Raw genomic sequence first — 23,015 nt, 5'->3', positions numbered from 1 at the left:
GAGGAGAATGAAGACAAATCTGCTGTATGTGTTTGCTGACCAGTGGCGGGCGCACGCAATGGGATTTATGAACATGGATCAGGTGATAACACCGAACATTGACTCTTTTGCCCGGGAGAGCATGAGGTTTACCAATGCTTACAGTACTTATCCCTTATGCTCTCCCCACAGAGCGTCTCTTATGACAGGAAAATACCCCTTCCGCCTGGGAATGTGGACCAATTGCAAGATTGGGCTGGAAGAAAAGGTCATGTTGAGACCCCAGGAGCGTTGCATTGGAGATGTGCTGAAGGATGAAGGTTACCGGACGGGCTACATTGGCAAATGGCATTTGGATGCATCGGAGCTTAACTTTGTTGCTAATCCAATATCAGGTGCAAGGGACTGGGATGCCTATACGCCGCCAGGAGAAAGAAGACATGGATTTGATTACTGGCTGTCTTACGGAGCCTGGGATGATCACATGAATCCCCATTATTGGCAAAACGGTGAAAGCCAGATAAAGCCAGGTAAATGGTCAGCAGAATTTGAAACAGACAAGGCTCTTGAATACATGGAAGCAAGGAAAGAAGGTGAACAGCCATTTGCGCTGTATCTATCCTACAATCCGCCTCATCTTCCCTATGAGCTGGTTCCGGATAAGTATTACGAACGGTTTCAGGATCTGGAGGTCTGCTATCGTGAAAATGTTCCGGAAGAGATGAGAGAAAAGGGAGGGCTCCTGGAGACTCAGACAAGGCAGTATTATGCTGCAATTTATGGAATTGATCAGCAGTTTGGAAGAATCCTTCAATATTTAAAAGATCATGGCATGGAGGAAAATACCCTTGTCATCTTGTCTTCGGATCATGGAGAGATGCTTGGTTCCCATGGATTGATGAGTAAAAACATCTGGTATGAGGAGTCCATTCATATACCGCTTATGATTCGTCAGAAAGGACGAATCCAGGCGGCTGACAACGATGGAATGTTTGCCAGCCCTGATCACATGCCCACGATTCTGGAACTTTTGGAAATTCCCGTTCCAGAGACATGCGAAGGATATAGTCATGTGAAAGGAATGTTTGGTACGGATGAGAATGAGCCTGAGGATATGTTGATATGCTCTTATCCGGGAGGAGAGGAGATGGTAAAGAATTTCTCCTCTAAAGGTCTTAGTCATAAATCCTATGGCTGGCGCGGTATAAAGGATAAGCGTTACACTTATGCCATATCTAACGGCTATGCGCCAGGCGAGGAACAGAAAGAATATCTTTATGATAATGAAACGGATCCTTATCAAATTAATCCTGAATTATTAAAGCCGGATTGTCAGAGAAGTGAAATTCTTAAATTCAGGGAAAGGCTTAGAGCTTATTTAAGCAGGACAGAAGATCCGTTTTTGTGGAATCGCTAGAAGAGAATCAGGAATAAGGGGTGTTGCAAAATTAACGTAAGTTAGTTTTATAGCACCCCGCTTTTTCCTTTGTCGCGCAATATGAATTTCCAGAAAGGAGAATTATTATGAGATATAAATGCAGGAAAATAAGCAATAAACTTATTATCAATGGTAATTTAAGAAAAGCCCAATGGGAGGCTGCAGAAGGTATTCGCCTAGTGGATACAGTAACAGGATTAGAAAGTAATAACCAGACAATAGCTAAGTTCTTGTGGAATGATACCTTTTTGTACGTTGGTTTTTATTGCAGGTATGAACAGATCAGTGCAACTATGAGTGGTTTCAATGAAAAACTGTATGAAGAGGATGTGGTAGAAGTATTTATTGATGATAATAGTGATCGAAGAACCTATATGGAAATTGAAGTAAATCCGTTAAATGCGGTACTTCATTATTATATACAGAATGATCTGGCTGGTACGATTTTACAATATGCCAGAGTCAATAATAATATTATATCAGCTGTTATTCAAGATCAGGAAGAAAAGGAATTTATGGTGGAGCTCGCGATCCCATTTACTGAATTTATTACAGCATCAAGCATTCCGCCTGAAACAGGAGATATCTGGCTGTTTAACGCATATAGGATCAATAACAGCTTCGGAGATGATGTTGAGTATCTGGCATGCTCACCCACTGGGATGATCAATTTTCACATACCAAATTGTTTTGGAGAATTAGAATATACAAATATACCAATCCTTTAATCTGCATGTTAAGAGACAGTTATGAAAAGAAAAAAACCAAAAATCAGATATTCTAAAGAAAAAATGAGAAAGGATCTGATTCAGCAGAAAAAAACTTTGAAGAATAATTTCCTTTTATATGTTATGAGAGGCGATGTAAAGGATTTAAAATATATAGAAGAAAATTTTGAACAGCTGGGTATCTTTATTAACCAGAACGGCTTCCAAATTATCACAATTGAGTTTGATGGGGCAGCAGAGGATCGTAATTCTGAGATAATTTCTTCTCAATTTATTATAAAAAACAGAGTGGAAGAAATATTATCCACTTATTATTCTTTGCAGAGTGCAGAATTGCAACATCGTATTTCCATTATTATTAATACTGATGAAAATAGTATTATAATTAAAGAATTACAAAGCCATCTGCAGGAAGCCATTGAGTTCATTTATCATGATCATGGAATAAGGTGTTTCATTGGCATTAGCCATATTCATAATAATATTGGGAAAATTCCAGATGCATATACAGAAAGCCTGGAAGCAGTTACAAATGCCACAATGCAAAAAGATAAAAATATATCTTATGTAGAAGATGTAGAAAAACTGAGCAATCAGTATGATTTCACCATAGAAAGTGAATCTCGTTTGATAAATTACATTAAGACAGGTAATAAGGAACAGGCATTCCATATAATAGAAGAAGTGGTTTGTGAAAACACAAAGAATCACAATCTGAGAATAGGATATGTTCAGTGCTTAATGTTTGATATAATGGGTGCAATTATAAGATCAGTAAAAGAGAAAGACTTTTCTTCTATGCCGGTTGAAAAAGACCCCATTCGTATTATGAAAGAATATACCAATATAGTAGAAATGAAACAGATACTTCTGAATTTTTGCTCTTATGCATGTGAATTGAATTTGTCACAAAAAGAAATGCAGAAATACAGTATAGAAGAGGATATCAATCAATATATCAAAGAAAATTATTTCAACCCGGATCTAAATGTTGCAATGCTTGGAGAAATCTTTCATCTGACTCCTGCATATTTATCAAAGATCTACAAAAGTGAAACAGGAAACTCTTTATTATATGCAATTAATAGTATTCGGATAGAAGCCTCTAAAAAACTGTTAGTTGAAACTGATTTAAGTGTTAATCAGATTTCTCTATTGGTGGGATCTCTCTATTGTAATGCCTTTATTCGCTTTTTTAAGAAGCAGACAGGATTGACTCCCGGACAATACAAGAATTTGAATAAAAAGCAGAAAAAAACCTTTGATGAGTGATTTTTCATGGTTGGACGCTCCTGGTCTTTTAAGATTGAGACCAGGGGCGTTTTCTAATTATTTATTTTCCAAAAGTGCCAGCAACATCTCTGTAGTCATTGGAATATGGGTAGGCAGCGCTTCTTTTGTTCCAGCATAAACAGCAGAAATAAGTCGGTGTTTACCAGGTTTCAGCTGTGACTGAATCATGGGTATGTAGGTTCTTGGATGGATCAGATTGCTGTTGCTATCTGCCAGGATAAAATGTGCTTTTCCTTCCCCATTTAAATCGTATATTCCACTGATATAATGGTAGCGGGTCTTTTCATTCTCGTCCTGATAAGGACACTCATAGATCAGGTAACCATTTTCAGTTTTTTGTGCTTCTGAAGGGATAAAATCTCCCTCCCTGTCAGCAGCTCGTGGAATGGAAAATCCACAATCTGCTGCAAATAGAGGGCGTTGGGTTTCAATATCATGAATACGATAATGCCAGGGTAATCCTGGGAAAACGGTAGTTGTAACCGTTACATCCGGCCATGGTTTCCAACGAGAGCGGATAAGTTCTTCATTTAGTTCCAATAATTCACAATTTCTCCTGACGCGGTAATAACTATCCTGTTCACTTAACGCTAACATGCTGTCAGGAGCATTTTGTGCAAGGTCATAATCGCCTCTTGGTACACTGAAACCAAACACATTGGAGTAGGCAAATTTTTCATATTTTGCTGCCATGTGAGCAGGCTCAAAGCCAGCATATTGCCCAGCGGTAAAGGCTGCTACATGATGTGGTTTTCTTACAAATACCATATGAGGATGAGGCATAACTCTTTTGTAGGATAAGGCAGGCAATGGTTCTTCTTTTGCCTGCCAGAAGGGATGGTCTTCTGGTAACGCAAGAGGAAGAAAGGCTTTTAGTGACCAGGCAGGTGACCCAGGAGCATTATAAGATTCAGACATAACCAGATTCTCATAGCAATACCCAATGCTAAGGATACCGTCACGACTAAATATAGGTTTTTGAAACCAGTTTCGAAGGTGCCTTAGAACAATTCCTTTCATAACCCCATAGGAAAAAACCTCCACATCATTAAGGGCCAGTGCACCCCAAAAAGCGCATTGTGCAAAGCGGTAAGTCAGACTTCTTCCGTAAGGGACGCAGTCACCATCTTCCGAAAACCAATAGATGTAATCCTGAGCAAATATCTTAGCGCGCTCTATGTAAAGCCTGCTTCGAACAGGATCTTCCTCTTTCATTAAATGTGCGTAAATTAAGGCGTAATAGTGCATAGCAAAAGCAATATAATAATCTCTTTGTTCGGTTGCACCATCAGAATACCAGCCTTCCCCCAGATAATAAGTATCCAGAGCCTCTAATTCCTGTTTTATGCGTTCACTGGAATAAGGCATTCCAACATTTTTCAAACCAAGATTAACAAGAACGATAAAAAATCTCCAGTTATTCTCCGGAACTTTATGATAGTTTACCTGATAGAGCCAGTCTGCGAATCGAGTCTGCTCTTCTTTGGAGAGCGGATAAAAAATTTGCTCAGGTGCCATACAAAGGGCAAGTCCTAATACAGCAGTTTCTACTGTTTTTTGATCATAATCCTCAATATTGCCCCAATATTCCGGGGAGGAAGGATTGGTGCCGTAGCGGATCGCGTCGTGGTAAATTAGCCAGATATCATCTGCAAAACCTCCTGCAGCTGCAGGAACCAGCCCCCAGAGAGGCCTGGCCAGTGCTTCCATATTAGCAGTACGACTTACGGTCCACGTACCAGTGTTACCTAAAATTAGCTGTGTGTTCCTGTCAGAATAATATGGGATAAGAGGATGAACAATTGTTTCTAAAGCTTTCACTAAATCCTGACGAGTCTGTAAAGGATTATCTTGAATCGGTAAATTTTGCATGGAGTGCCTCCGTTTAAATAAGCAGTTAAAGATTGCTGTAATTCATATTAATTATAATCTTTTTTACCCCAGCATGTATATGCACGATATAATGAATCAATGAACAAAAACAAGCCTCTATGCCTTTTCAGAGAGAGAGCGTATGGAGGACGCGTATTCAGTGGGAGTCATTCCGGTGATTTTTTTAAACTGCCTGGTAAAGTAGTGGATGGAGCTATAACCCAGGCAGTCTGAAATTTCCGTAAAGTTCATCTGGTTGTTGCGGATTAATTGTTTGGCCGCTTCCGTTTTCTTATTTATGAAAAAATCAATAACGCCACAGCCGTGGGCCTCCCGGAATAGTTTCTGGAGCTGGGACCGTCCGATCAAATTGTCGCGGCAGATGGATTCAATGGTGAGATGCTCTCTTAAGTGTTCTTCCATGTAGCGTACGATCCGGTTATGAATATCTCCATGGATTCGGCTCTCTGCCGGGCGATCCGTGAGAATCTGCTCCAAATTGGAATTGTACTTACGATAGAGGTGAATCATCAGCTCTTCCAAATAATTGCCGATGAGCTGTTCCGCGCCAAAGGAAGCGACGGGCTGCCGCCTGACCAGTTCTTCCTGATAGGGATCGTCAAGCCTTCCGGCAAATGCGTTCCGGGCTTCTATGATAATCTGGGCAAGCAGAGCTGCTTCCGTTTCCTGAACGGATAAAACTTTTCCTTTCAATGCTTTCATGCAGGGAGAATTGCATTCAAATCCAACCACCACCAGGTTTGGGGCAATCGTCCCATTGGTCAGTATGTTATGGAATTCCCCCGGACTGTGGAAGATGATGTTTCCCCTCTTTAAAGGGATCCGTTTCCCGTCTGCAACCACGTCAATGACTCCCTTGTCAACGCAGACAAATTCCCAGAAGTCATGGCGTTCACCGGGAAAAGTGAAATTGCTCATGTATTCGAAATAGTGAACAGTTATAATTTTCTTTATGACAGCTGAGGGACGGAGCGAAGTGCTTTTATAGGCCATGGGTTATCCTTTCTTGTGATGTTTGTTCCTATAATTAGTATACCACATTCTCCTGTAAAATTGAAAGAAGAGTACGATCGTACAAATAAAATAATAGATAGTGCAAATATTTTTTTGAGTATATTCATTATACTGAGCATAGTAAATTTCAGGAGGTAACAGCAATGAAGAGAAAACCGGTTCTGGTGATTATGGCTGCAGGCATGGGCAGTCGTTATGGTGGATTAAAACAGATAGATTCTATCGATACATATGGGAACAAGATTATTGATTATTCTATTTTTGACGCGGTTCAGGCTGGATTTGAAAAGGTTGTTTTTATTATTAAGAAGGCCATTGAGAAAGAATTCAGGGAGAACATTGGAGACCGCATAGCAGCCCACGTGAAAGTGGAATATGTATATCAGGAACTGGATCGGCTGCCGGCCGGATATCAGGTGCCGGAGGGACGGGTGAAGCCATGGGGAACCGGTCATGCCATTTTATGCTGCCAGGATGTGATCGACGGACCTTTTGCCGTGATTAATGCGGATGATTATTATGGAAAAAGCGCTTTTGTGTCTATATTCGATCAGCTGTCGGAGATCTCCGACGGTGAGAAGTATCAGTATACCATGGCAGGCTACCGCCTGTATAATACCCTGACGGAAAATGGTCATGTGGCAAGGGGCGTGTGCACCATCAGTAAAGATGAAAAGCTTGTAGATATCCATGAACGCACCAGAATTGAAAAGCAGGGAGATAAGGCGAAATTTACAGAGGATGACGGCAGAACCTGGACAGAGCTGGGCGAGGACACCGTTGTTTCCATGAACATGTGGGGTTTTACGAAAAGCATCATCAAAGAGCTTGATGAGAGGTTTGCCGTTTTTCTGGATCAGGAACTTCCGGGAAATCCGTTAAAATGTGAATATTTCCTTCCTTTTGTGGTGGATGAACTGTTAAAAGAATATAAGGCGGAGGTTACCGTTTTAAAGAGCGTGGACCGTTGGTACGGCGTCACTTACAAAGAGGATAAGGAAACAGTGGTGAATGCCATTAAGGAACTTAAAAAAACCGGTATTTATCCAGAAAGACTATGGGAGGAACAGTAATGGGAGACGCACAATGTAAAAAGATTGGAGAGGCCATCAGCTTGCTGGCCTTTCAGGGAGAAATGATTTCATGTGAGCGATATGGAAATGGCCATATTAATGATACATTTCGTCTGGTCTGCATGGACAGGGGAGCCATAAAACCTTACATCATCCAAAGAATCAATCATAAGGTATTTAAGGATCCTGTGTCTCTTATGAAAAACATCTCAGGTGTCACCTCATTTCTGCGTGAAACGATTATTGCCCAGGCTGGGGATCCGGACCGTGAGACGTTAAATATTGTAAAGGCGCTGGATGGAAAGGATTACTGTCAGGACAGCGATGGAAACTATTGGAGAGGGTACCTTTTTATCGAGGGGGCTACCACCTATGATAAGGTGAGAAATCCGGAAGACTTTTACCAGAGCGGCAGAGCCTTCGGTCGCTTCCTGTGCAGACTGGGGGAATACCCCGCCGGAGAGCTGAAGGAAACCATATTAAATTTCCACAATACGCCGGTTCGGCTGCAAGCTTTTAAAGAAGCGGTCAAATCGGATGTCTGTAACCGGGCACACTTAGTCATCAAGGAGATAAATTTTGTACTGGACAGGGAGAGCGAGGCAGATACTGCAATGAAACTGCTGCGAGAGGGCCGGCTGCCACTCCGTGTAACCCACAATGACACCAAACTCAACAATATCATGATTGATGACCAGACTGGAGAGGCTCTGTGTGTTATTGATTTAGACACCATTATGCCAGGGCTCTCTATCTTTGATTTCGGTGATGCAATTCGGTTCGGAGCCAATACAGCGGAAGAGGATGATCCAGATTCCAGCAAGGCATCCTTATCCCTGAAATTGTTTGAAATCTATACCAAAGGCTATATGGAGGGCTGCAAAGAGGTATTGACGGCAGAGGAAAAGACAATGCTGCCTATGGGTGCCAAATTGATGACTTATGAATGCGGTATGCGTTTTTTAACGGATTACCTTCAGGGAGATACCTATTTCCACACCAGCAGGGATAATCACAACTTAGACAGAGCCAGAACCCAGTTTGCGCTGGTAGCAGATATGGAGAAGAAGTGGATGGAGATAGAAGAAATTATAAATAAATATCAATAAGGAAAGAAAGGGGATAATGGATGAAAATACTGTTGACAGGGGGTGCCGGATATATCGGCAGCCATACCTGTGTGGAGCTTTTAGAGCGAGGATATGATGTGGTTGTGGTGGATAATCTATCGAACTCTTCAAACGTGTCATTGAAGAGAGTGGGAGCAATTACCGGCAGACAGGTAACTTTTTACAAGGCAGATCTACTGGACAAAGATGCGCTGGAAGAGATATTTAATAGGGAAGCAATTGAGGCAGTGATCCATTTTGCGGGTCTAAAGGCAGTGGGAGAATCGGTTTTAAAACCCCTGGAATATTACCATAACAACATTACCGGAACTCTTATTTTGTGTGAGATCATGAGAGACCATGGGATAAAAAAGATTATTTTTAGTTCTTCTGCTACTGTGTATGGAGATCCGGCCTTTGTTCCCATTACGGAGGAGTGTCCCAAAGGGAGCATCACCAACCCATACGGACAAACCAAAGGGATGCTGGAACAGATTCTTACAGATCTTCATACTGCGGATCCGGAGTGGAGCGTCATCATCCTTCGTTATTTTAACCCGGTGGGAGCTCACGAAAGCGGACTGATCGGTGAAGATCCCACGGGAATTCCTAATAACCTGGCTCCCTACATCACTCAGGCTGCAGTAGGGAAGCTTAGAGAAGTCAGCGTTTTCGGCGATGATTACAACACACCAGACGGCACGGGGGTCAGGGATTATATCCATGTGGTGGATCTGGCTCTGGGTCATGTTAAAGCTCTTGAGAAACTTTCTTCCAATGATTCCCGGGTCAGAATTTATAATCTGGGAACCGGACGTGGATTCAGCGTGCTTCAGATGATAGAAGCATTCTCAAAGGCATGGGGAAAACCCATCCCTTATTCCATCAGACCGCGCCGTTCTGGAGATATCGGAGAATGCTTCGCAGATGTTTCCCTTGCGAAAGAAGAACTTGGCTGGGAAGCGGAGAGGGGAATTGATGAAATGTGTAAGGATTCCCTGCGGTGGCAGATTGGTAATCCAGAGGGGTACCGGTGAAGGATAGAATAATAATATTTAGGCTTGCGTTGAATAATTAACTATTACATGGTAAAATAACATAATAGAGAACAGAGAGGATAGGAGTGAATAACTTGGATTATAAGACATTATTGCAAAAAAAAGAATACTATGAACAGATTAAGGATTCACTCCCGGAAATTACGGTAAAAAGCTACGCACAGGCGTTTGAGCTTGAATATACCCACCATTCTACAGCCATCGAAGGGAATACACTTACCCTGCTGGAAACCAAGGTGATACTGGAAGATGGTTTATCTGTCGGTGGCAAAATGCTCAGGGAAATCTATGAAGTTATTAATCACAACAAAGCCTATCAGTATGTAAAAGACTGTATCGGACAAAAAAAACCTTTAGATGAGCAGATTATCAAGGATTTACATGCTATTTTGATGGAAAATATCATGTTTGGAGGGATATACCGGAACGTTGATGTATATATTTCTGGTGCAGCGCATACTCCTCCAAGCCCCAACGAGATGTATCGTCAGGTGAAAGCGTTCTATCTGGATTTACAGGACAGAGCTAAAGATAATGTTGTAGAGCTTGCAGCATGGACACACGCTGAGTTTGTGAGAATTCACCCTTTTGCTGATGGAAATGGCAGAACTTCTCGATTGATTATGAACTACCAGCTGATGACCAATGGCTTTTTGCCGGTGTCCATTGCAAAGGAAAATCGATTGGAATATTTTAATGTTCTGGAAGCTTATGCAGTAGAAAAGGATATTAAGCCCTTTACAGATATGATAGCTACACTGGAGGAACAGCAGCTTGACCGCTATCTTGGAATGGCGATCAATCGGGAACAAACATAATGTGTATCTCATATAAAATGTAATAAGAGACCGTTTATTCTCAATATAAAAGAGAATGACCGGTCTTTTTCACGTAAACAATGAATTAAATGCTTTTGTCATAGCTAAACTAAGCAGATTGCATTGAAACATCAACTGATATATAATTGTTATGTTTACAAAAGATATAGATACAATGAATTTGAGCGGTATAAAAGTCGGATTTAACGGAGGTCTTAGAATGGATATCTGGACAATGTCATTAAACTATGAAATCAAATAAATTTCAGGAGGTTTAGATGACAAGAATATATTGGATAGGTGGTTCACCTTGTAGTGGTAAAAGCACAATAGCAGAGATATTATCGAAAAAATATGGTCTGTATTATTTTAAGGTTGATGATTATTTAGAGAAATATACAAATTACGGCGCTTTGTTGAACTTTGAAATATGCAGGAAGCAATATAAAATGAGTTCGGAAGAAATCTGGATGAGAGAAGCCACTTTACAGTGTAAAGAAGAGTTGCAGTTTTACGATGAGATATTTGATTTTATCCTACAAGATTTGGAGACAATGTGTGAAGGCAGGGATATTATTACAGAAGGGACTGCATATTTACCAAATCTCATGAATAAAAGAGATATCCCATGGAATCGGTATTTAGCGATAATCCCAACAAAAAACTTTCAGATTAATCACTATATACAGAGAGAATGGATCCATTCTGTGTTAGATGGATGTAGTGACTTCCAGAAGGCCTTTAATAATTGGATGGATAGAGATTGTTTGTTTGCAGAAGAAGTGATCAGGCAATGTGGGGAAAACAGATATCTATCAGTAGTTAACGATGGAAAAACAGGTATTAAAGATTTAGTAGAAATGGTTTCAGCTCATTTTAGCCTGGAGGTATAAAATGGGGAAGAAAAAAAGAGAACATATTGTCTTTGATCAAATGTTAAAGCAAAAGAAACAGATACCCATTTCAAAAATAAACAAAATCGTTAAAAAAGGTAAGGGTAGAAGTAAGTATGAATATATTTGAAAAAATTAAACAGGAAATCATGGCTGACCCAATGAATGAATCCTACACGAAAATGGGAATTCCCCCAATATTTAAAGCCTCAGCAGATGCACGAATTGCCATAGTGGGGCAGGCACCGGGACGTAAAGCAGAAGCAACTCAATTGTTTTGGAATGATTTAAGTGGAGACCGGTTAAGAGAGTGGCTGGGAGTATCCAGAGAGATATTCTATCATACGAACCGTATCGCTCAATTGCCTATGGATTTCTATTATCCGGGAAAAGCAAAAAATGGTGATGCACCTCCAAGAAAAGGTTTCGCAGAAAAGTGGCATCCACGTTTACTGGAGGAGATGCCAGATATTGAAATCATTATTCTAATCGGCAGCTATTCACAAAAGTATTATTTAAATGTAAGACGTGAGAAAAGTTTAACGGAGACAGTACGTAATTTTCAAAATTATTTACCTGAATATTTTCCATTGGTACACCCTTCTCCTTTAAACCTGGGGTGGCTCAAGCAAAATCCATGGTATGAAGAGGATGTTTTACCCGTTTTAAAAGAAATTGTTCATAAGAACTTATAAATCTTAACACCTCGAAAGAGCCAGCCTTTCCTTATCAATGGAAGGCTGGCTCTTTTTAAATACGCTTCTATTTAACAATGAATTTAGGCGGTACGATAGGAGAGGCATCTTTTTTTCTCCACTAGTTCGATTATGTTTTTTTTGTGTAGTCATTATTATGCTGCTTTTTTAAAACAGTCAGACTTAATAAGAGCAAAAATACCGGACCCTCCGCCTATAAAAAACACTTCAATTGCGCCCATCCAATGCAAAGTGATATTGCCGTTCGTTGTTGTAACTGCATAAATAAGGTGGTGTCCTCCCAATAAAATGCAAAGTACAACCGAGATAAGCGAGAGTATTTTTGCATATTCAATGTTACGCCTGATCAGCGTAATAACAATGCCCATATCAATCCCAACATTCCATAAAGCGATTTCGGCCTGCCATCCCCGACTCATCCTCCATACCGAAAAAGTTTCTGCGACATCGGGAAAAAACATTTGCCATACAAATGCACCAATTGTCATTAACAAGAATAAAAGCAAATAAAGATACAAATATTTTTCTTTCCTCACCTTTGTTACCTCCTCTGTGATATTTGATGAAAGGGAAGTTAATCACAATAAAATGCTTCGATTGCCTGTGCAAAAAATTCTGCAGCACCTTCCCCATATTCCTGATCGATTGCCTGCTGACATTGCCTGTTTCGGTAGGAGTGGGCAACTGCCAGCATCAAGCCCTCTTCCTCTTTCATCTGGCAAACCTGTTTCATGACGAAACCATATTCTCCGATAATCGATTTCACTTCAAAAGAATTGAGGTCAAAACCACGTCTTTCTATCAGCTTTTTACGGATTGTGTCCTCCCGTTTTTTATAGCTTTCGGCAACTTCTCTGCTAATTGGATTTTCAAGGGTGGACAAATAAGCATCTTTCCCGCCATACCACTCAACTACTTTGGCATAGCGCTTTTGCATATCTTCTGAAGATACGGCTTCAATATAATGCTTCTTCCAGTGCTCTAAGCTGCCAAATTCACGAATGGCTGTCTGACGCATTTCCTCCGGCATGCTGTCAAACATAAGCTGAAACATTTTTTCGATCTCTGTTTTGGTAAAAACTGAAAAATCCATTTTGCTATCTCCTTTCAGAACGTTATCTATGCTGGCAATCAGGCGTTCCATGCGTCCTTTTTTTTCAACCAGCATTTCTCTCTGCAATTGCAGAATTTTATTTCTATCAAGAGACGGGTTTTTCATGACAGTTTTGATATCTTTAAGAGGAATACCGAACTCACGGAAGAATAATATCTGTTGTAAAATTTCTAAGGCTTTATCGTCATAAAGCCGATATCCAGCTTCACTTTTTCCTGTGGGTGGAAACAAGCCAATTTCGTCATAATAGTGAAGCGTACGCGCGCTGATACCTGTAAGCTCTGATACTTCCTTTACGGTTCTCATACGATCTGCCCTCCTGCTCCTGATAGGATAACTATACTCTATGACGTTCCGTGAAGGTCAATAGATTTTTTTTGTGTTTTATCTAAAGCTAGAGTACCATATCTTTTTGTAAAGTACCATGTCTTTATGTAAGAGATTAACTTGCCAATAATTAGAAAACGCTTCCATATAATACAATAGCTTTTATTGCAGAAGAGCCGGATAGTGAAATGGTACATTGTTTTGCATGGAGAATATTGAGATTCTGCAGTATTTTTTATTTCAAGTAAATAGATGTAAGAATAAATAATCAACATATCAGAAGAGGAGTTGTTGCACTGGCCGGTCGGCTGATGCAGCAGCTCTTTTTGTATGGCATTTTGTATTATTACTGTATACGGCTGGAACTGATTTTTGAAATAGGTTCTTTCACTCTTATAACAATTTTAAATTATATGTATATAAGTAAGGATAAACAGGAAATCTATCCTTTGTATGACAGAGAACGTCTACATAAAGCCAAAAGGAGAGATCTGTTTATGGAAAGCAAATGCAATACCCAGGAGAAATTTAAGGACCTGCAGAAATTTATTGACAGCATGGAAGACCGGAGAGGAGCGTTAATTGCGGTACTGCATAAGGCTCAGCATCTCTATGGATATCTGTCCAATGATGTGATTTTTTTTATTGCTGAAAAGCTTGAAATCCCCAGTGCGAAGGTGTTTGGTGTCATTAGTTTTTACTCTTACTTTACCACAGAACCCAGAGGGAAGTATGTGATTAATGTATGCCTGGGAACCGCGTGCTTTGTAAGAGGTGCAGATGCTATTATGCGGGAATTTGAAAAGATCCTGAATATTAAGGCAGGTGAAACAACGGAAGATAAAAAATTCACGTTATCCGGATTACGATGCATTGGTGCCTGTGGACTTGCTCCGGTCGTAATGGTCAATGATAAGGTATATGGAAGGGTAGAACTGAATCAGGTTAAAGCAATCGTTGAAGAATATCGGGAGGAAGCGTGATGGCTAAGTTAAAAACAGTAGAAGAACTGAAAAAGATCAGACAGGCAGCTCTTAATCAATTAGACTTACGGTCCACTGCCGAATCCGAGGATAAGATTTTAGTCCGGGTGGGAATGGCGACCTGCGGGATTGCAAGCGGTGCAAGAACAACCATGAAAGCCATTCTGGATGAAATTTCAAAGCAGGGGCTTGCCAATGTTTCCGTGACACAGACTGGCTGTATCGGATATTGTGCCCAGGAACCGGTGGTCGAAGTTGTCTCCAAGGGAATGCCGTCTGTTCTATATGGAAAAGTGGACGAGAATAGAGGACGGGAAATTGTGATTGAGCATATAAAAAATGGCCGCCTCCTCCAAAATGCAATTATCAATAAATCATTTGAAAATATGGAATAAGGAGGAGGGCATATGAGTAACTTCAGAATGCATTTACTGGTCTGCGGAGGTACCGGCTGTACCGCATCCGATAGCTTGAAACTGGTGAAGATGCTAAAGGAATCAATAAAAAAACATGAAATAACCAATGAGGTGGAAGTGGTGGTTACCGGCTGCTTTGGCTTTTGTGAGAAGGGTCCCATCTTAAAAGTTTATCCGGATAATGTGTTTTATATCACCGTAAAGCCGGAGGATGCAGAGGAAATCATTACGGAGCATGTAATAAAAGGCCGTAAGGTGGAACGTCTTCTGTATGTGGAGCCAAATACAAAAAAACGATTAGAAGGACAAAAATCCATTCCCTTCTATAAAAAGCAAATCCGGATCGCACTTAGGAATTGTGGTTTTATCAATCCGGAAGATATTAATGAATTCATTGCAGCAGATGGATATCAGGCATTGGCAAAATGCTTAACGGAAATGAGTCCGGATGAAGTAATTGATACAGTCGTACAGTCAGGTCTCAGAGGAAGAGGCGGCGGGGGTTACCCAACCGGCCTCAAGTGGAAATATACAAGGCGGAATCAGTCGGATGAAAAATATATTATATGCAATGCAGATGAGGGAGATCCAGGTGCATTTATGGACCGGTCCATACTAGAAGGAGATCCCCACTCCGTTCTTGAAGCAATGGCAATTGCAGGCTATGCCATTGGAGCCCAGTATGGGTATATTTATATCAGAGCGGAATATCCCCTTGCCATTAACCGTCTTGAAATAGCCATAAAGCAGGCAAGGAAACTGGGACTTTTGGGAGAAGATATTTTTTCCACAGGATTTAATTTTGATATCGGATTACGGTATGGCGCTGGTGCATTTGTCTGCGGAGAAGAAACTGCTCTCATCCATTCTGTAGAAGGAAAACGAGGGGAGCCCAGTTCAAAACCCCCGTTTCCGGCTCAAAGAGGTGTTTGGGATAAACCCTCCTGTGTGAATAATGTTGAGACATTTGCCAATATTCCCCCCATTTTTTTAAAAGGACCTGCCTGGTTTAAAAGTATCGGTACGGAGAAATCACCAGGTACAAAAGTTTTTGCTCTGGCTGGTAAAGTAAATAATGTAGGGCTGGTGGAAGTGCCAATGGGCATTACCTTACGTGAGGTGATCTATGATATCGGAGGAGGAATAAAAAACAACAAGAAGTTTAAGGCAGTGCAGACCGGCGGTCCATCTGGTGGCTGTATCACCAAAGAAAATTTAGATATTCCCATTGACTATGAGTCGCTGAACAGTATCGGTTCCATGATGGGATCTGGCGGAATGATCGTCATGGATGAGGATAACTGCATGGTGGACATTGCAAAGTTCTACCTTGAGTTTACCAAGGATGAGTCTTGTGGAAAATGTACGCCCTGCCGGATTGGAAATACAAGAATGCTGGAGATACTTGAAAAGATAACAAAGGGAAATGGGACGGAACAGGATTTAAAAGATCTGGTTGAGTTAGGAGATGTGATTAAAGATACATCCCTTTGCGGACTTGGACAAACTTCCCCCAATCCTGTTCTCAGTACCCTGCATTATTTTCAGGATGAGTATCTGGCTCATGTAAAGGATAAACACTGTCCTGCCGGAGTTTGTCAGGCACTTTTTTCCTTTCACATTTTACCGGAAAAGTGCGTGGGCTGTACTGCGTGTGCAAGAATCTGTCCGGCTCATTGCATCGAAGGAGAACGTAAGATCGTTCATGTGATTGATCAGTCAAGATGTATCAAATGCAGTGCATGTTATAATACATGTAAATTTAATGCCATAGAAAAAGGGTAAGGGAGGAGGAACTTATGGGTCTGGTTCATGTTACGATTAATAATCAAACGATTGCAGTGGAGGAAGGCACAACGATTCTGGAGGCTGCAAAAAAACTGGATATTCGGATACCCACACTCTGTTACCTTAATCTGGAACATGTGAAAACGGTAAATGGCTCTGCTTCCTGCCGGGTCTGTGTGGTGGAAATCGAGGGAAGGAGAAATCTCGCCCCCTCCTGTGCTACTCCCGTATCAGAGGACATGGTGGTAAGAACAAACACCTTAAGATGTATTAAAGCCAGAAGACTGGTAGTGGAACTATTATTGTCCAATCATCCCACAGACTGTCTGATTTGTGAAAAGAATCTAAACTGTGAATTACAGTCACTGGCAGCAGAACTGGATATACGCCGGATTAAGTTTCATGGAGCGAGGGCAACTCATGAAAAGGATATCTCAAGTAAGGCAATGATCCGAAATATGGATAAATGCATTTTATGCAGAAGATGTGAGACCATGTGCAATGAGGTACAGACGGTTCATGTGTATTCTGCCGTTAACCGGGGATTTGATACGTTTATCGCACCAGCGCTTAATTTACCTATGGATAAATCCATCTGTACCTTTTGTGGTCAGTGCGTTTCCGTATGTCCCACAGCCGCATTAACGGTTGTGAATGACATCCCTAATGTCTGGGAAGCATTGAATGCGAAAGATAAATTCGTCATAGTTCAGACAGCACCTGCGGTGCGGGTGGCTCTTGGGGAAAAATTCGGTGCAGAGCCAGGGACGGTGGTTACGGGAAAAATGGTAGCTGCTCTCAGGATGATAGGCTTTGATAAAGTTTTCGACACAGACTTTGCAGCAGATCTTACGATTATGGAAGAAGCGGCGGAATTCATTCACAGGCTGCAGCATGGGGGCAGGCTTCCCATATTAACAAGCTGCTGTCCAGGCTGGGTTAAGTTTTTTGAGCATCAGTTCAATGATCTGCTTGATATTCCGTCAACCTGCAAATCCCCCCATGAGATGTTTGGGGTGATCGCGAAAACATACTATGCAGAAAAGATTGGAATTGATCCCAAAAATATCTTTGTGGTTTCCATAATGCCCTGCCTGGCAAAAAAGTATGAAGCTGCCAGACCGGAGCTTATGCATGATGATATGCAGGATGTGGATGCAGTATTAACTACAAGAGAATTGGGGGATATGTTAAAAGAGGCTAATATTGATCTGATGAATTTAAAGGATGAAGAATTTGATGAACCATTGGGAGAATCTACTGGTGCATCAGTTATATTTGGAACAACCGGCGGCGTCATCGAGGCAGCCTTGCGGACCACATACGAATGGCTTACCAATGAAACTCTTGAAGAGGTAGAGTTCCATGAGCTAAGGGGCTTCGAGGGAATCAGGGAAGCTGTGGTAAAAATCAATGACCAGGATATCAATATTGCCGTTGCCCATGGTCTTGGAAATGCAAGAAAGCTTCTGGAAGATATAAGAGCCGGTAAATCCCATTACCATGCGATTGAGATTATGGCTTGTCCTGGAGGCTGTATCGGAGGGGGCGGTCAGCCATATCATTTTGGAAACTTCGACGTTCTGAAAAAACGAATGGAAGGAATATATAAAGAAGATAAAAGCAAAAAATATAGAAAATCACATGAAAATCCAGCAATTAAAAAGCTCTATGAGGAATATCTGGGTGAGCCCAATGGAGAAAAGGCACATGAACTTCTCCATACCTATTATGTGAAACGAGAGAATATGTAAATCAGTGAATCAGTGAATCAGTGAGCCACAAACGTAAATGTTTGTGGCTTATGTACATGAATCAGATGTTAATTTGAACCATAACATTCGCAATTTACATTAATTGTCCAATGATTTTGCCGATACTATATAGTAGATGAATTATTTTCTATTTCTAGAAAAAAGAGGAAAGGAAGTGATGGGTCATGACTAATTTTAATGTTAGCAGAAGATCTGGAGTTCAGTACAAATCATTTTCCCTGACATCAAAAGCCAGTGCTCCGGATTGGGAAAGAATACCCCATAAAGGGATGGAACGTCCATCAGAAGCTGAGTTTAATGTAAAGATCGATGAATTGGCAAAAGGTCTGGCAGAAGCACGTCTGCAAAATGACAGCATTCAATACGAGAATCTGAGCCTGGAAGGAGATAAGTTGAGGGCGCAATATATATCAGCTGTGTCACCAGACAGAAAGAGCATGGTGAAAGATGCTACAGAAATGATGAAACAGGCAAAGGCTGGAAGAACAGACCCGGACGCGTCCATGAATCTAATTGATTACTTAAATAAAAAGGAAGGTATAGAAGTGGTTCATTCTGGTTCAGATTTACAACCAGATACATTTGAGTTAAAGGAAAGTAAGATGGGCCAGGTAGTGATGGGGTATACCTCCGGGAACTGGTATCATGTGAATACACCCCAGGAGCAAGCCATGCAGCAAACGTTTCTCTCTCGTCTTAATAAGACGGAGGATCAATATTACAGACAATATGTGAATGGAGATATACAGGAAGTATCAGGTCATAAAAACATAGATTATACCGTATAGTATCAGACTAAGAAACAGGGACTTGCTCATGAGCAAATCCCGTTTTTCAATATTATATCTTTTTTGTTAATAGAATTACCTTGCCAGTGTCGCCGTAAACGAAAACCTCATCCCCATCCTCCAGCAGATCAGTGGCATTCCCAATTCCAAGCACTGCAGGAATGTTATATTCTCTGGCAACAATTGCGCTATGGGACAGAGGACCACCTGTATCCGAGATAACCGCCGAAGCAAGAACAAACAGGGGAGTCCAGGAGGGATCCGTATAGCGGCAGAGCAGTATGTCACCGGACTGCATTTTATCAAACTCCTGCTGAGTCAGTATTTTCCGTACCCGGCCCCGGCATCGTCCGCCATTCCCGGAAACACCGGACAGAGTATTCTGGTGATTTGCTTTCGTGCCAATTGAAACGCCAGACCAAAGTACTTCGTTTTTCTGACGGTTGTTTTTTCTCACAGAAATCAATTCTTTAAGATCTGCTATGTTACCCGGTAATTCATAAACCTCATCTAAGGTGAGATATCGAATATCTTCCGCCTGTTCAAACAACTGAGGGAAACGGTTCGCCAGTTCAAATGCAGCCCTGCGGGCAAGACCATAGCACATTTCTATCAGATAAAGGCTTTCTTCCCGATTCATGTGATAGGCTCTTATTTCTTCAATTTTGGTTTTTAACCGGTCTGCTTTCTTTTTACCAAACGTCGTTGTGATTTTTGTCATTATGTTCTGGAATTTAACAGGTGAGTCATCGTTTCTGCCGGAACTTTGCAGCACCTTCAGCATGGAAAACAGGGAATCCAAATTTTCAAACCAGGATACGGAGCCAAATGCGCAGTAGCTGCTGCTTGATTTCCAGCCAAATTCATTTAAGAAATCTTGTAGCTTTGATTTAAAATCAGGCTGATTCTCCAGAAAATCCTGAATTGCCTGGGGATTGGTTCTGTCCAGTTCCATAAATAACTGTTCCAGTCCTGGGGTGCTTTGAATGTAAGCGGATAGTCTTTTTAGTTTCAGGTTTAGATCCCACGTTTTATAAGAAAGATTACTCAGCAAATCATATTCGCTCATATTTTTGTCAATTTTTTTCAGGTCATGGTGAATTAATTTTGATACCGCCACAGACGGAAAGATGTTGTAACGGAAACGGGTATAAGCAAGTTCCTCAGACAGTTCCATCAGTTCCATGATCTGCCGGATTAATGCATTGGCTGGTAATGCAGAAAGATCCGTTCTCTGTTTCGTGAACAAATCCTTCCTTATATTATGGAAAGATTCGTTTGTCCTGGCTGAGTTAATGGAATAGTCGTTAAAACTGCTCAGGAGGAACGGAATTTTTAACACCTTAGGTGAGATATGTATTTTTCCGGCAGACAGGGAAAGCAATCCATTATCAGCCATGGTCAGCTCACTTTCCACGGAAATCCCCAGCTCATGAAATACTTTATTTTTGGCTTCGTCCACGATCAGGCATGGTTTCACATCAAGGGGGTAGAGTGGGTTGGGGCAGTGTTCGATCCAGTTGTTTAATACGGCTCGCTGAGTTTTTGTAAGATGGATATCGGTGCTGTTTTTTACGTTCAACGTAGTGATTGGCCGTGCCTGCAGTAAATATAACCTGTTCTGGGAGATGGCCCATTCCATATCCTGTGGGCACTGAAAGTGCTGCTCTGTTTTTCTTCCCAGTTCAAATATTTCAATTGCCTGTTTATCCGTTAAACTAAATTCCCTCCGCTGCTGTGAGGATGTTTCTCTTTCTTCGGTTCCTTCCTCACTGTAGCAGACCAAAATCTTTTTATCACCTAATCGTTTCTCAGCTATCTGCCTGTGGTTTCTGTCGTACACATAGATGTCAGGAGTCACTTTCCCGGATACAATGGATTCGCCCAGTCCCCATGAGGCATTGAGCATCATCCTGCTTTTATTTTTACTAATAGGGTCAATTGTAAAAAGGACACCGGATATCTCACTGTTCACCATGCGCTGAACCACTACCGATAACGAAATCTTTCCTGTATCGAAGTTCGTCTGCTTCCGGTAGGCTGTTGCCCGTGATGAGAAGAGTGATGCGAAACATTTTCTGACGGAAAGATAAAGCTGATCAAGTCCCTCTATGTTAAGATAAGTTTCCTGCTGTCCGGCAAAGCTTGCTTCCGGCAGGTCCTCGGCTGTTGCAGAGGAACGTACGGCAACTTTTGAATTGGGCCCCAAAGCATGATAGTAGTCTGCAATTTCATCCTCCAGTTCCTTCCACAGCTGGCCTTTTGCAACTTCCTCACTGGTAAGAGTGTTACCTGATGGGGAAGAATCAAATCCATTGCGTTTCATATACTCATCAAAAGCATGGCTGGTAATGCTGAACCCCTCGGGAACTGGAAAACCGGCATTAAACAGCTCACCCAGATTCGCACCTTTACCGCCAGCAGCTAAGATGTCTTCCTTTCTTATTTCACTGAATTTCATAACATATTTCATAGATAAGGCCTCCTCTTTTTTTAACGTCTTGCCGGGGGTATATTTAAATGCCAGAAGAATGGATGCAGTACCTGACAGGGCAATTATGGTGATTCCTGTGATAAAATAATTTTCAGGAAAATGAAGTGTAAATTGAAATAGTATGGCTCCCAGGCTGCCGCCTAAATTGCGTATGAGATGAGCCATGCTGTTAACTCCTGCAGCATGGTGAACCGTCCTGGTTGCGGCATATCCTAAAAGTGCAGACATCAGGATACCGGAACCAAGTCCAAGTGCTGTAAGGGCAATTACAATAAATGATTTCATCAAAAGACTTCCTGCAAGGCAGGTGATCCAGCCAGCAGCAATCATTTCCCGCTCTTTATGCTTTGCCGCTCCGCCAGCAACGCTGCCAATTCCCATAGCCAAAACGAATACAGTTAAAAGAGTACCGGACCGGTCAGGATTCATATGAAGGGTAAACTGCATAATGCCAGGGAGATAAGCCAGACAGATGTTATAGAATGCTCCCAGAAGAAATATCTGCAGGCAGAGATTGCGGAGCAGGGAATCACTTAAAAATTCCTTTGGAAGTATGGCGTTATCCTTTTGTGTGTCTTTTATTACTACAAGAAATAACAGCGCCATGCCTGCAAGAAGCAGAAAATACTGGCTGCGGTAAGCAAACTCAATACCTAAGGTCAGAAGCAGAATTGCTGCAATCATTAAAATGTGTCGCTGCAGCTTTAAGGGGGATTTAGTAAGCGGATCTGCTTTGGCAGAAATGTTTCGAAACACAAGTAAAAAGCTTATAATTTCAATGGGAAGCAAAATAACAAAAATAGTCTGCCAGGATGCCAGTTCCGGAAGATATCCGCCTGCAAGACTGCCAAGACCATTGGTGATAATCTGCACAACTGCAAATGCAGCAAATACGGAAGCATAGCTGCTTTTTTCAAATTGGTCTCCGATTATGCCATAAGTAGCCGGAACCACAATTCCCGCACCGATTCCCATAATGATTCTTGCAGCGATGAGCTGCAGCATGGAACTGCTGAAGGGGGCGGTGAGAGTGCCAATTCCGAAAAGCAGGGATCCGGCAATGAAATTATTCTTATTCCCAAATCGTTCACATAGACTGCTGGATAACAGGATTACTGCGGAAGATGCCAGAATATAGCTGACATGCACCCATGAATAAAAGGCAGTGGATTGAAATTGTCTGCTGATTGCAGGCAGTGCACTGCTGAAGTATGTCTGCATGACAGTTGACGCACCCATACAGAGAAGTAACCCTGTAAGTATGGTAATCTTTTTTGATTGCTTCATAATCACACCCACCCCCTTTTTCTGGATTATA

Annotated in this window: 20 protein-coding genes; 15 read left to right on the top strand and 5 right to left on the bottom strand. The window is 41.5% G+C overall.

Features of this window, described 5'->3' with window-relative positions:
• The first annotated feature begins 7 nt into the window (after window positions 1–7).
• The 3 genes from ABS301_RS15945 (at window position 8) to ABS301_RS15935 (ending at window position 3,417) form a co-directional block, all read left to right on the top strand.
• Window positions 8–1,396: a sulfatase family protein gene (locus ABS301_RS15945; RefSeq protein WP_349673168.1), complete on the top strand. Its 1,389-nt coding sequence runs from the start codon at window positions 8–10 to the stop codon at window positions 1,394–1,396.
• A gap of 107 nt (window positions 1,397–1,503) precedes the next feature.
• Window positions 1,504–2,145 (top strand): carbohydrate-binding family 9-like protein, encoded by a 642-nt coding sequence (locus ABS301_RS15940; RefSeq protein WP_349673167.1) that lies wholly within the window; start codon window positions 1,504–1,506, stop codon window positions 2,143–2,145.
• A gap of 21 nt (window positions 2,146–2,166) precedes the next feature.
• Window positions 2,167–3,417, top strand: a complete 1,251-nt coding sequence (locus tag ABS301_RS15935) for a helix-turn-helix domain-containing protein (RefSeq protein WP_349673166.1) — start codon at window positions 2,167–2,169, stop codon at window positions 3,415–3,417.
• 57 nt (window positions 3,418–3,474) lie between these two features.
• Here the strand turns inward: ABS301_RS15935 and ABS301_RS15930 are convergent, their stop codons facing one another.
• Entirely contained in the window at window positions 3,475–5,310 is a 1,836-nt protein-coding gene (locus ABS301_RS15930) for a DUF2264 domain-containing protein (protein ID WP_349673165.1), read from the bottom strand.
• A 117-nt stretch (window positions 5,311–5,427) separates the two neighbouring features.
• Window positions 5,428–6,324 (bottom strand): helix-turn-helix domain-containing protein, encoded by an 897-nt coding sequence (locus ABS301_RS15925; RefSeq protein WP_349673164.1) that lies wholly within the window; start codon window positions 6,322–6,324, stop codon window positions 5,428–5,430.
• Window positions 6,325–6,488: 164 nt separating this feature from the next.
• On the opposite strand from ABS301_RS15925, the gene ABS301_RS15920 reads away from it, so the two are divergent.
• The 7 genes from ABS301_RS15920 to ABS301_RS15890 all read left to right on the top strand — a co-directional run bounded on the left by ABS301_RS15920 (window position 6,489) and on the right by ABS301_RS15890 (window position 11,991).
• Window positions 6,489–7,418 (top strand): sugar phosphate nucleotidyltransferase, encoded by a 930-nt coding sequence (locus tag ABS301_RS15920; RefSeq protein ID WP_349673163.1) that lies wholly within the window; start codon window positions 6,489–6,491, stop codon window positions 7,416–7,418.
• Window positions 7,418–8,527, top strand: coding sequence for a phosphotransferase enzyme family protein (locus ABS301_RS15915; RefSeq protein ID WP_349673162.1), 1,110 nt, complete (start codon window positions 7,418–7,420; stop codon window positions 8,525–8,527). The genes ABS301_RS15920 and ABS301_RS15915 overlap by 1 nt, the downstream gene beginning before the upstream one ends.
• A gap of 20 nt (window positions 8,528–8,547) precedes the next feature.
• Entirely contained in the window at window positions 8,548–9,564 is a 1,017-nt protein-coding gene (gene galE / locus ABS301_RS15910) for a UDP-glucose 4-epimerase GalE (protein WP_349673161.1), read from the top strand.
• 95 nt (window positions 9,565–9,659) lie between these two features.
• Window positions 9,660–10,403, top strand: coding sequence for a Fic family protein (locus ABS301_RS15905; protein WP_349673160.1), 744 nt, complete (start codon window positions 9,660–9,662; stop codon window positions 10,401–10,403).
• Window positions 10,404–10,681: 278 nt separating this feature from the next.
• Window positions 10,682–11,296, top strand: a complete 615-nt coding sequence (locus ABS301_RS15900) for a hypothetical protein (RefSeq protein WP_349673159.1) — start codon at window positions 10,682–10,684, stop codon at window positions 11,294–11,296.
• A gap of 1 nt (window position 11,297) precedes the next feature.
• Window positions 11,298–11,426, top strand: a complete 129-nt coding sequence (locus ABS301_RS15895; RefSeq protein WP_349673158.1) for a hypothetical protein — start codon at window positions 11,298–11,300, stop codon at window positions 11,424–11,426.
• A complete protein-coding gene (locus ABS301_RS15890) occupies window positions 11,413–11,991 on the top strand; it encodes a uracil-DNA glycosylase family protein (RefSeq protein WP_349673157.1) in 579 nt (192 codons plus the stop codon). Before ABS301_RS15895 ends, ABS301_RS15890 begins: the two co-directional genes overlap by 14 nt.
• Window positions 11,992–12,146: 155 nt before the next feature.
• Here ABS301_RS15890 and ABS301_RS15885 read toward each other — a convergent pair whose 3' ends face one another.
• Window positions 12,147–12,548, bottom strand: coding sequence for a hypothetical protein (locus ABS301_RS15885; protein WP_349673156.1), 402 nt, complete (start codon window positions 12,546–12,548; stop codon window positions 12,147–12,149).
• A 38-nt stretch (window positions 12,549–12,586) separates the two neighbouring features.
• Window positions 12,587–13,432 (bottom strand): MerR family transcriptional regulator, encoded by an 846-nt coding sequence (locus ABS301_RS15880; protein ID WP_349673155.1) that lies wholly within the window; start codon window positions 13,430–13,432, stop codon window positions 12,587–12,589.
• Window positions 13,433–13,950: 518 nt separating this feature from the next.
• Here ABS301_RS15880 and nuoE point away from each other — a divergent pair.
• The 5 genes from nuoE to ABS301_RS15855 all read left to right on the top strand — a co-directional run bounded on the left by nuoE (window position 13,951) and on the right by ABS301_RS15855 (window position 19,203).
• The gene (nuoE, locus tag ABS301_RS15875) at window positions 13,951–14,436 is read left to right on the top strand and encodes an NADH-quinone oxidoreductase subunit NuoE (protein ID WP_349673154.1); all 486 of its coding nucleotides are present in this window, start codon (window positions 13,951–13,953) and stop codon (window positions 14,434–14,436) included.
• Window positions 14,436–14,831: a (2Fe-2S) ferredoxin domain-containing protein gene (locus ABS301_RS15870; RefSeq protein WP_349673153.1), complete on the top strand. Its 396-nt coding sequence runs from the start codon at window positions 14,436–14,438 to the stop codon at window positions 14,829–14,831. Before nuoE ends, ABS301_RS15870 begins: the two co-directional genes overlap by 1 nt.
• Window positions 14,832–14,843: 12 nt before the next feature.
• Complete coding sequence (locus ABS301_RS15865) at window positions 14,844–16,637, top strand: NADH-ubiquinone oxidoreductase-F iron-sulfur binding region domain-containing protein (protein WP_349673152.1); 1,794 nt, start codon at window positions 14,844–14,846, stop codon at window positions 16,635–16,637.
• Window positions 16,638–16,651: 14 nt separating this feature from the next.
• Window positions 16,652–18,394, top strand: coding sequence for an NADH-dependent [FeFe] hydrogenase, group A6 (locus ABS301_RS15860; protein ID WP_349673151.1), 1,743 nt, complete (start codon window positions 16,652–16,654; stop codon window positions 18,392–18,394).
• Between the two features lie 185 nt (window positions 18,395–18,579).
• Window positions 18,580–19,203: a hypothetical protein gene (locus tag ABS301_RS15855; protein WP_349673150.1), complete on the top strand. Its 624-nt coding sequence runs from the start codon at window positions 18,580–18,582 to the stop codon at window positions 19,201–19,203.
• A 52-nt stretch (window positions 19,204–19,255) separates the two neighbouring features.
• Here ABS301_RS15855 and ABS301_RS15850 read toward each other — a convergent pair whose 3' ends face one another.
• Window positions 19,256–22,984, bottom strand: a complete 3,729-nt coding sequence (locus ABS301_RS15850; RefSeq protein ID WP_349673149.1) for an MFS transporter — start codon at window positions 22,982–22,984, stop codon at window positions 19,256–19,258.
• Window positions 22,985–23,015 lie beyond the last annotated feature (31 nt).

It is taken from the genome of Lacrimispora sp., from assembly GCF_031982545.1.
In the GTDB taxonomy this organism is placed as follows: domain Bacteria; phylum Bacillota; class Clostridia; order Lachnospirales; family Lachnospiraceae; genus Lacrimispora.
Note: the sequence above shows the minus strand (reverse complement) of the source record. Positions and strands in the feature narration are given on the sequence as shown.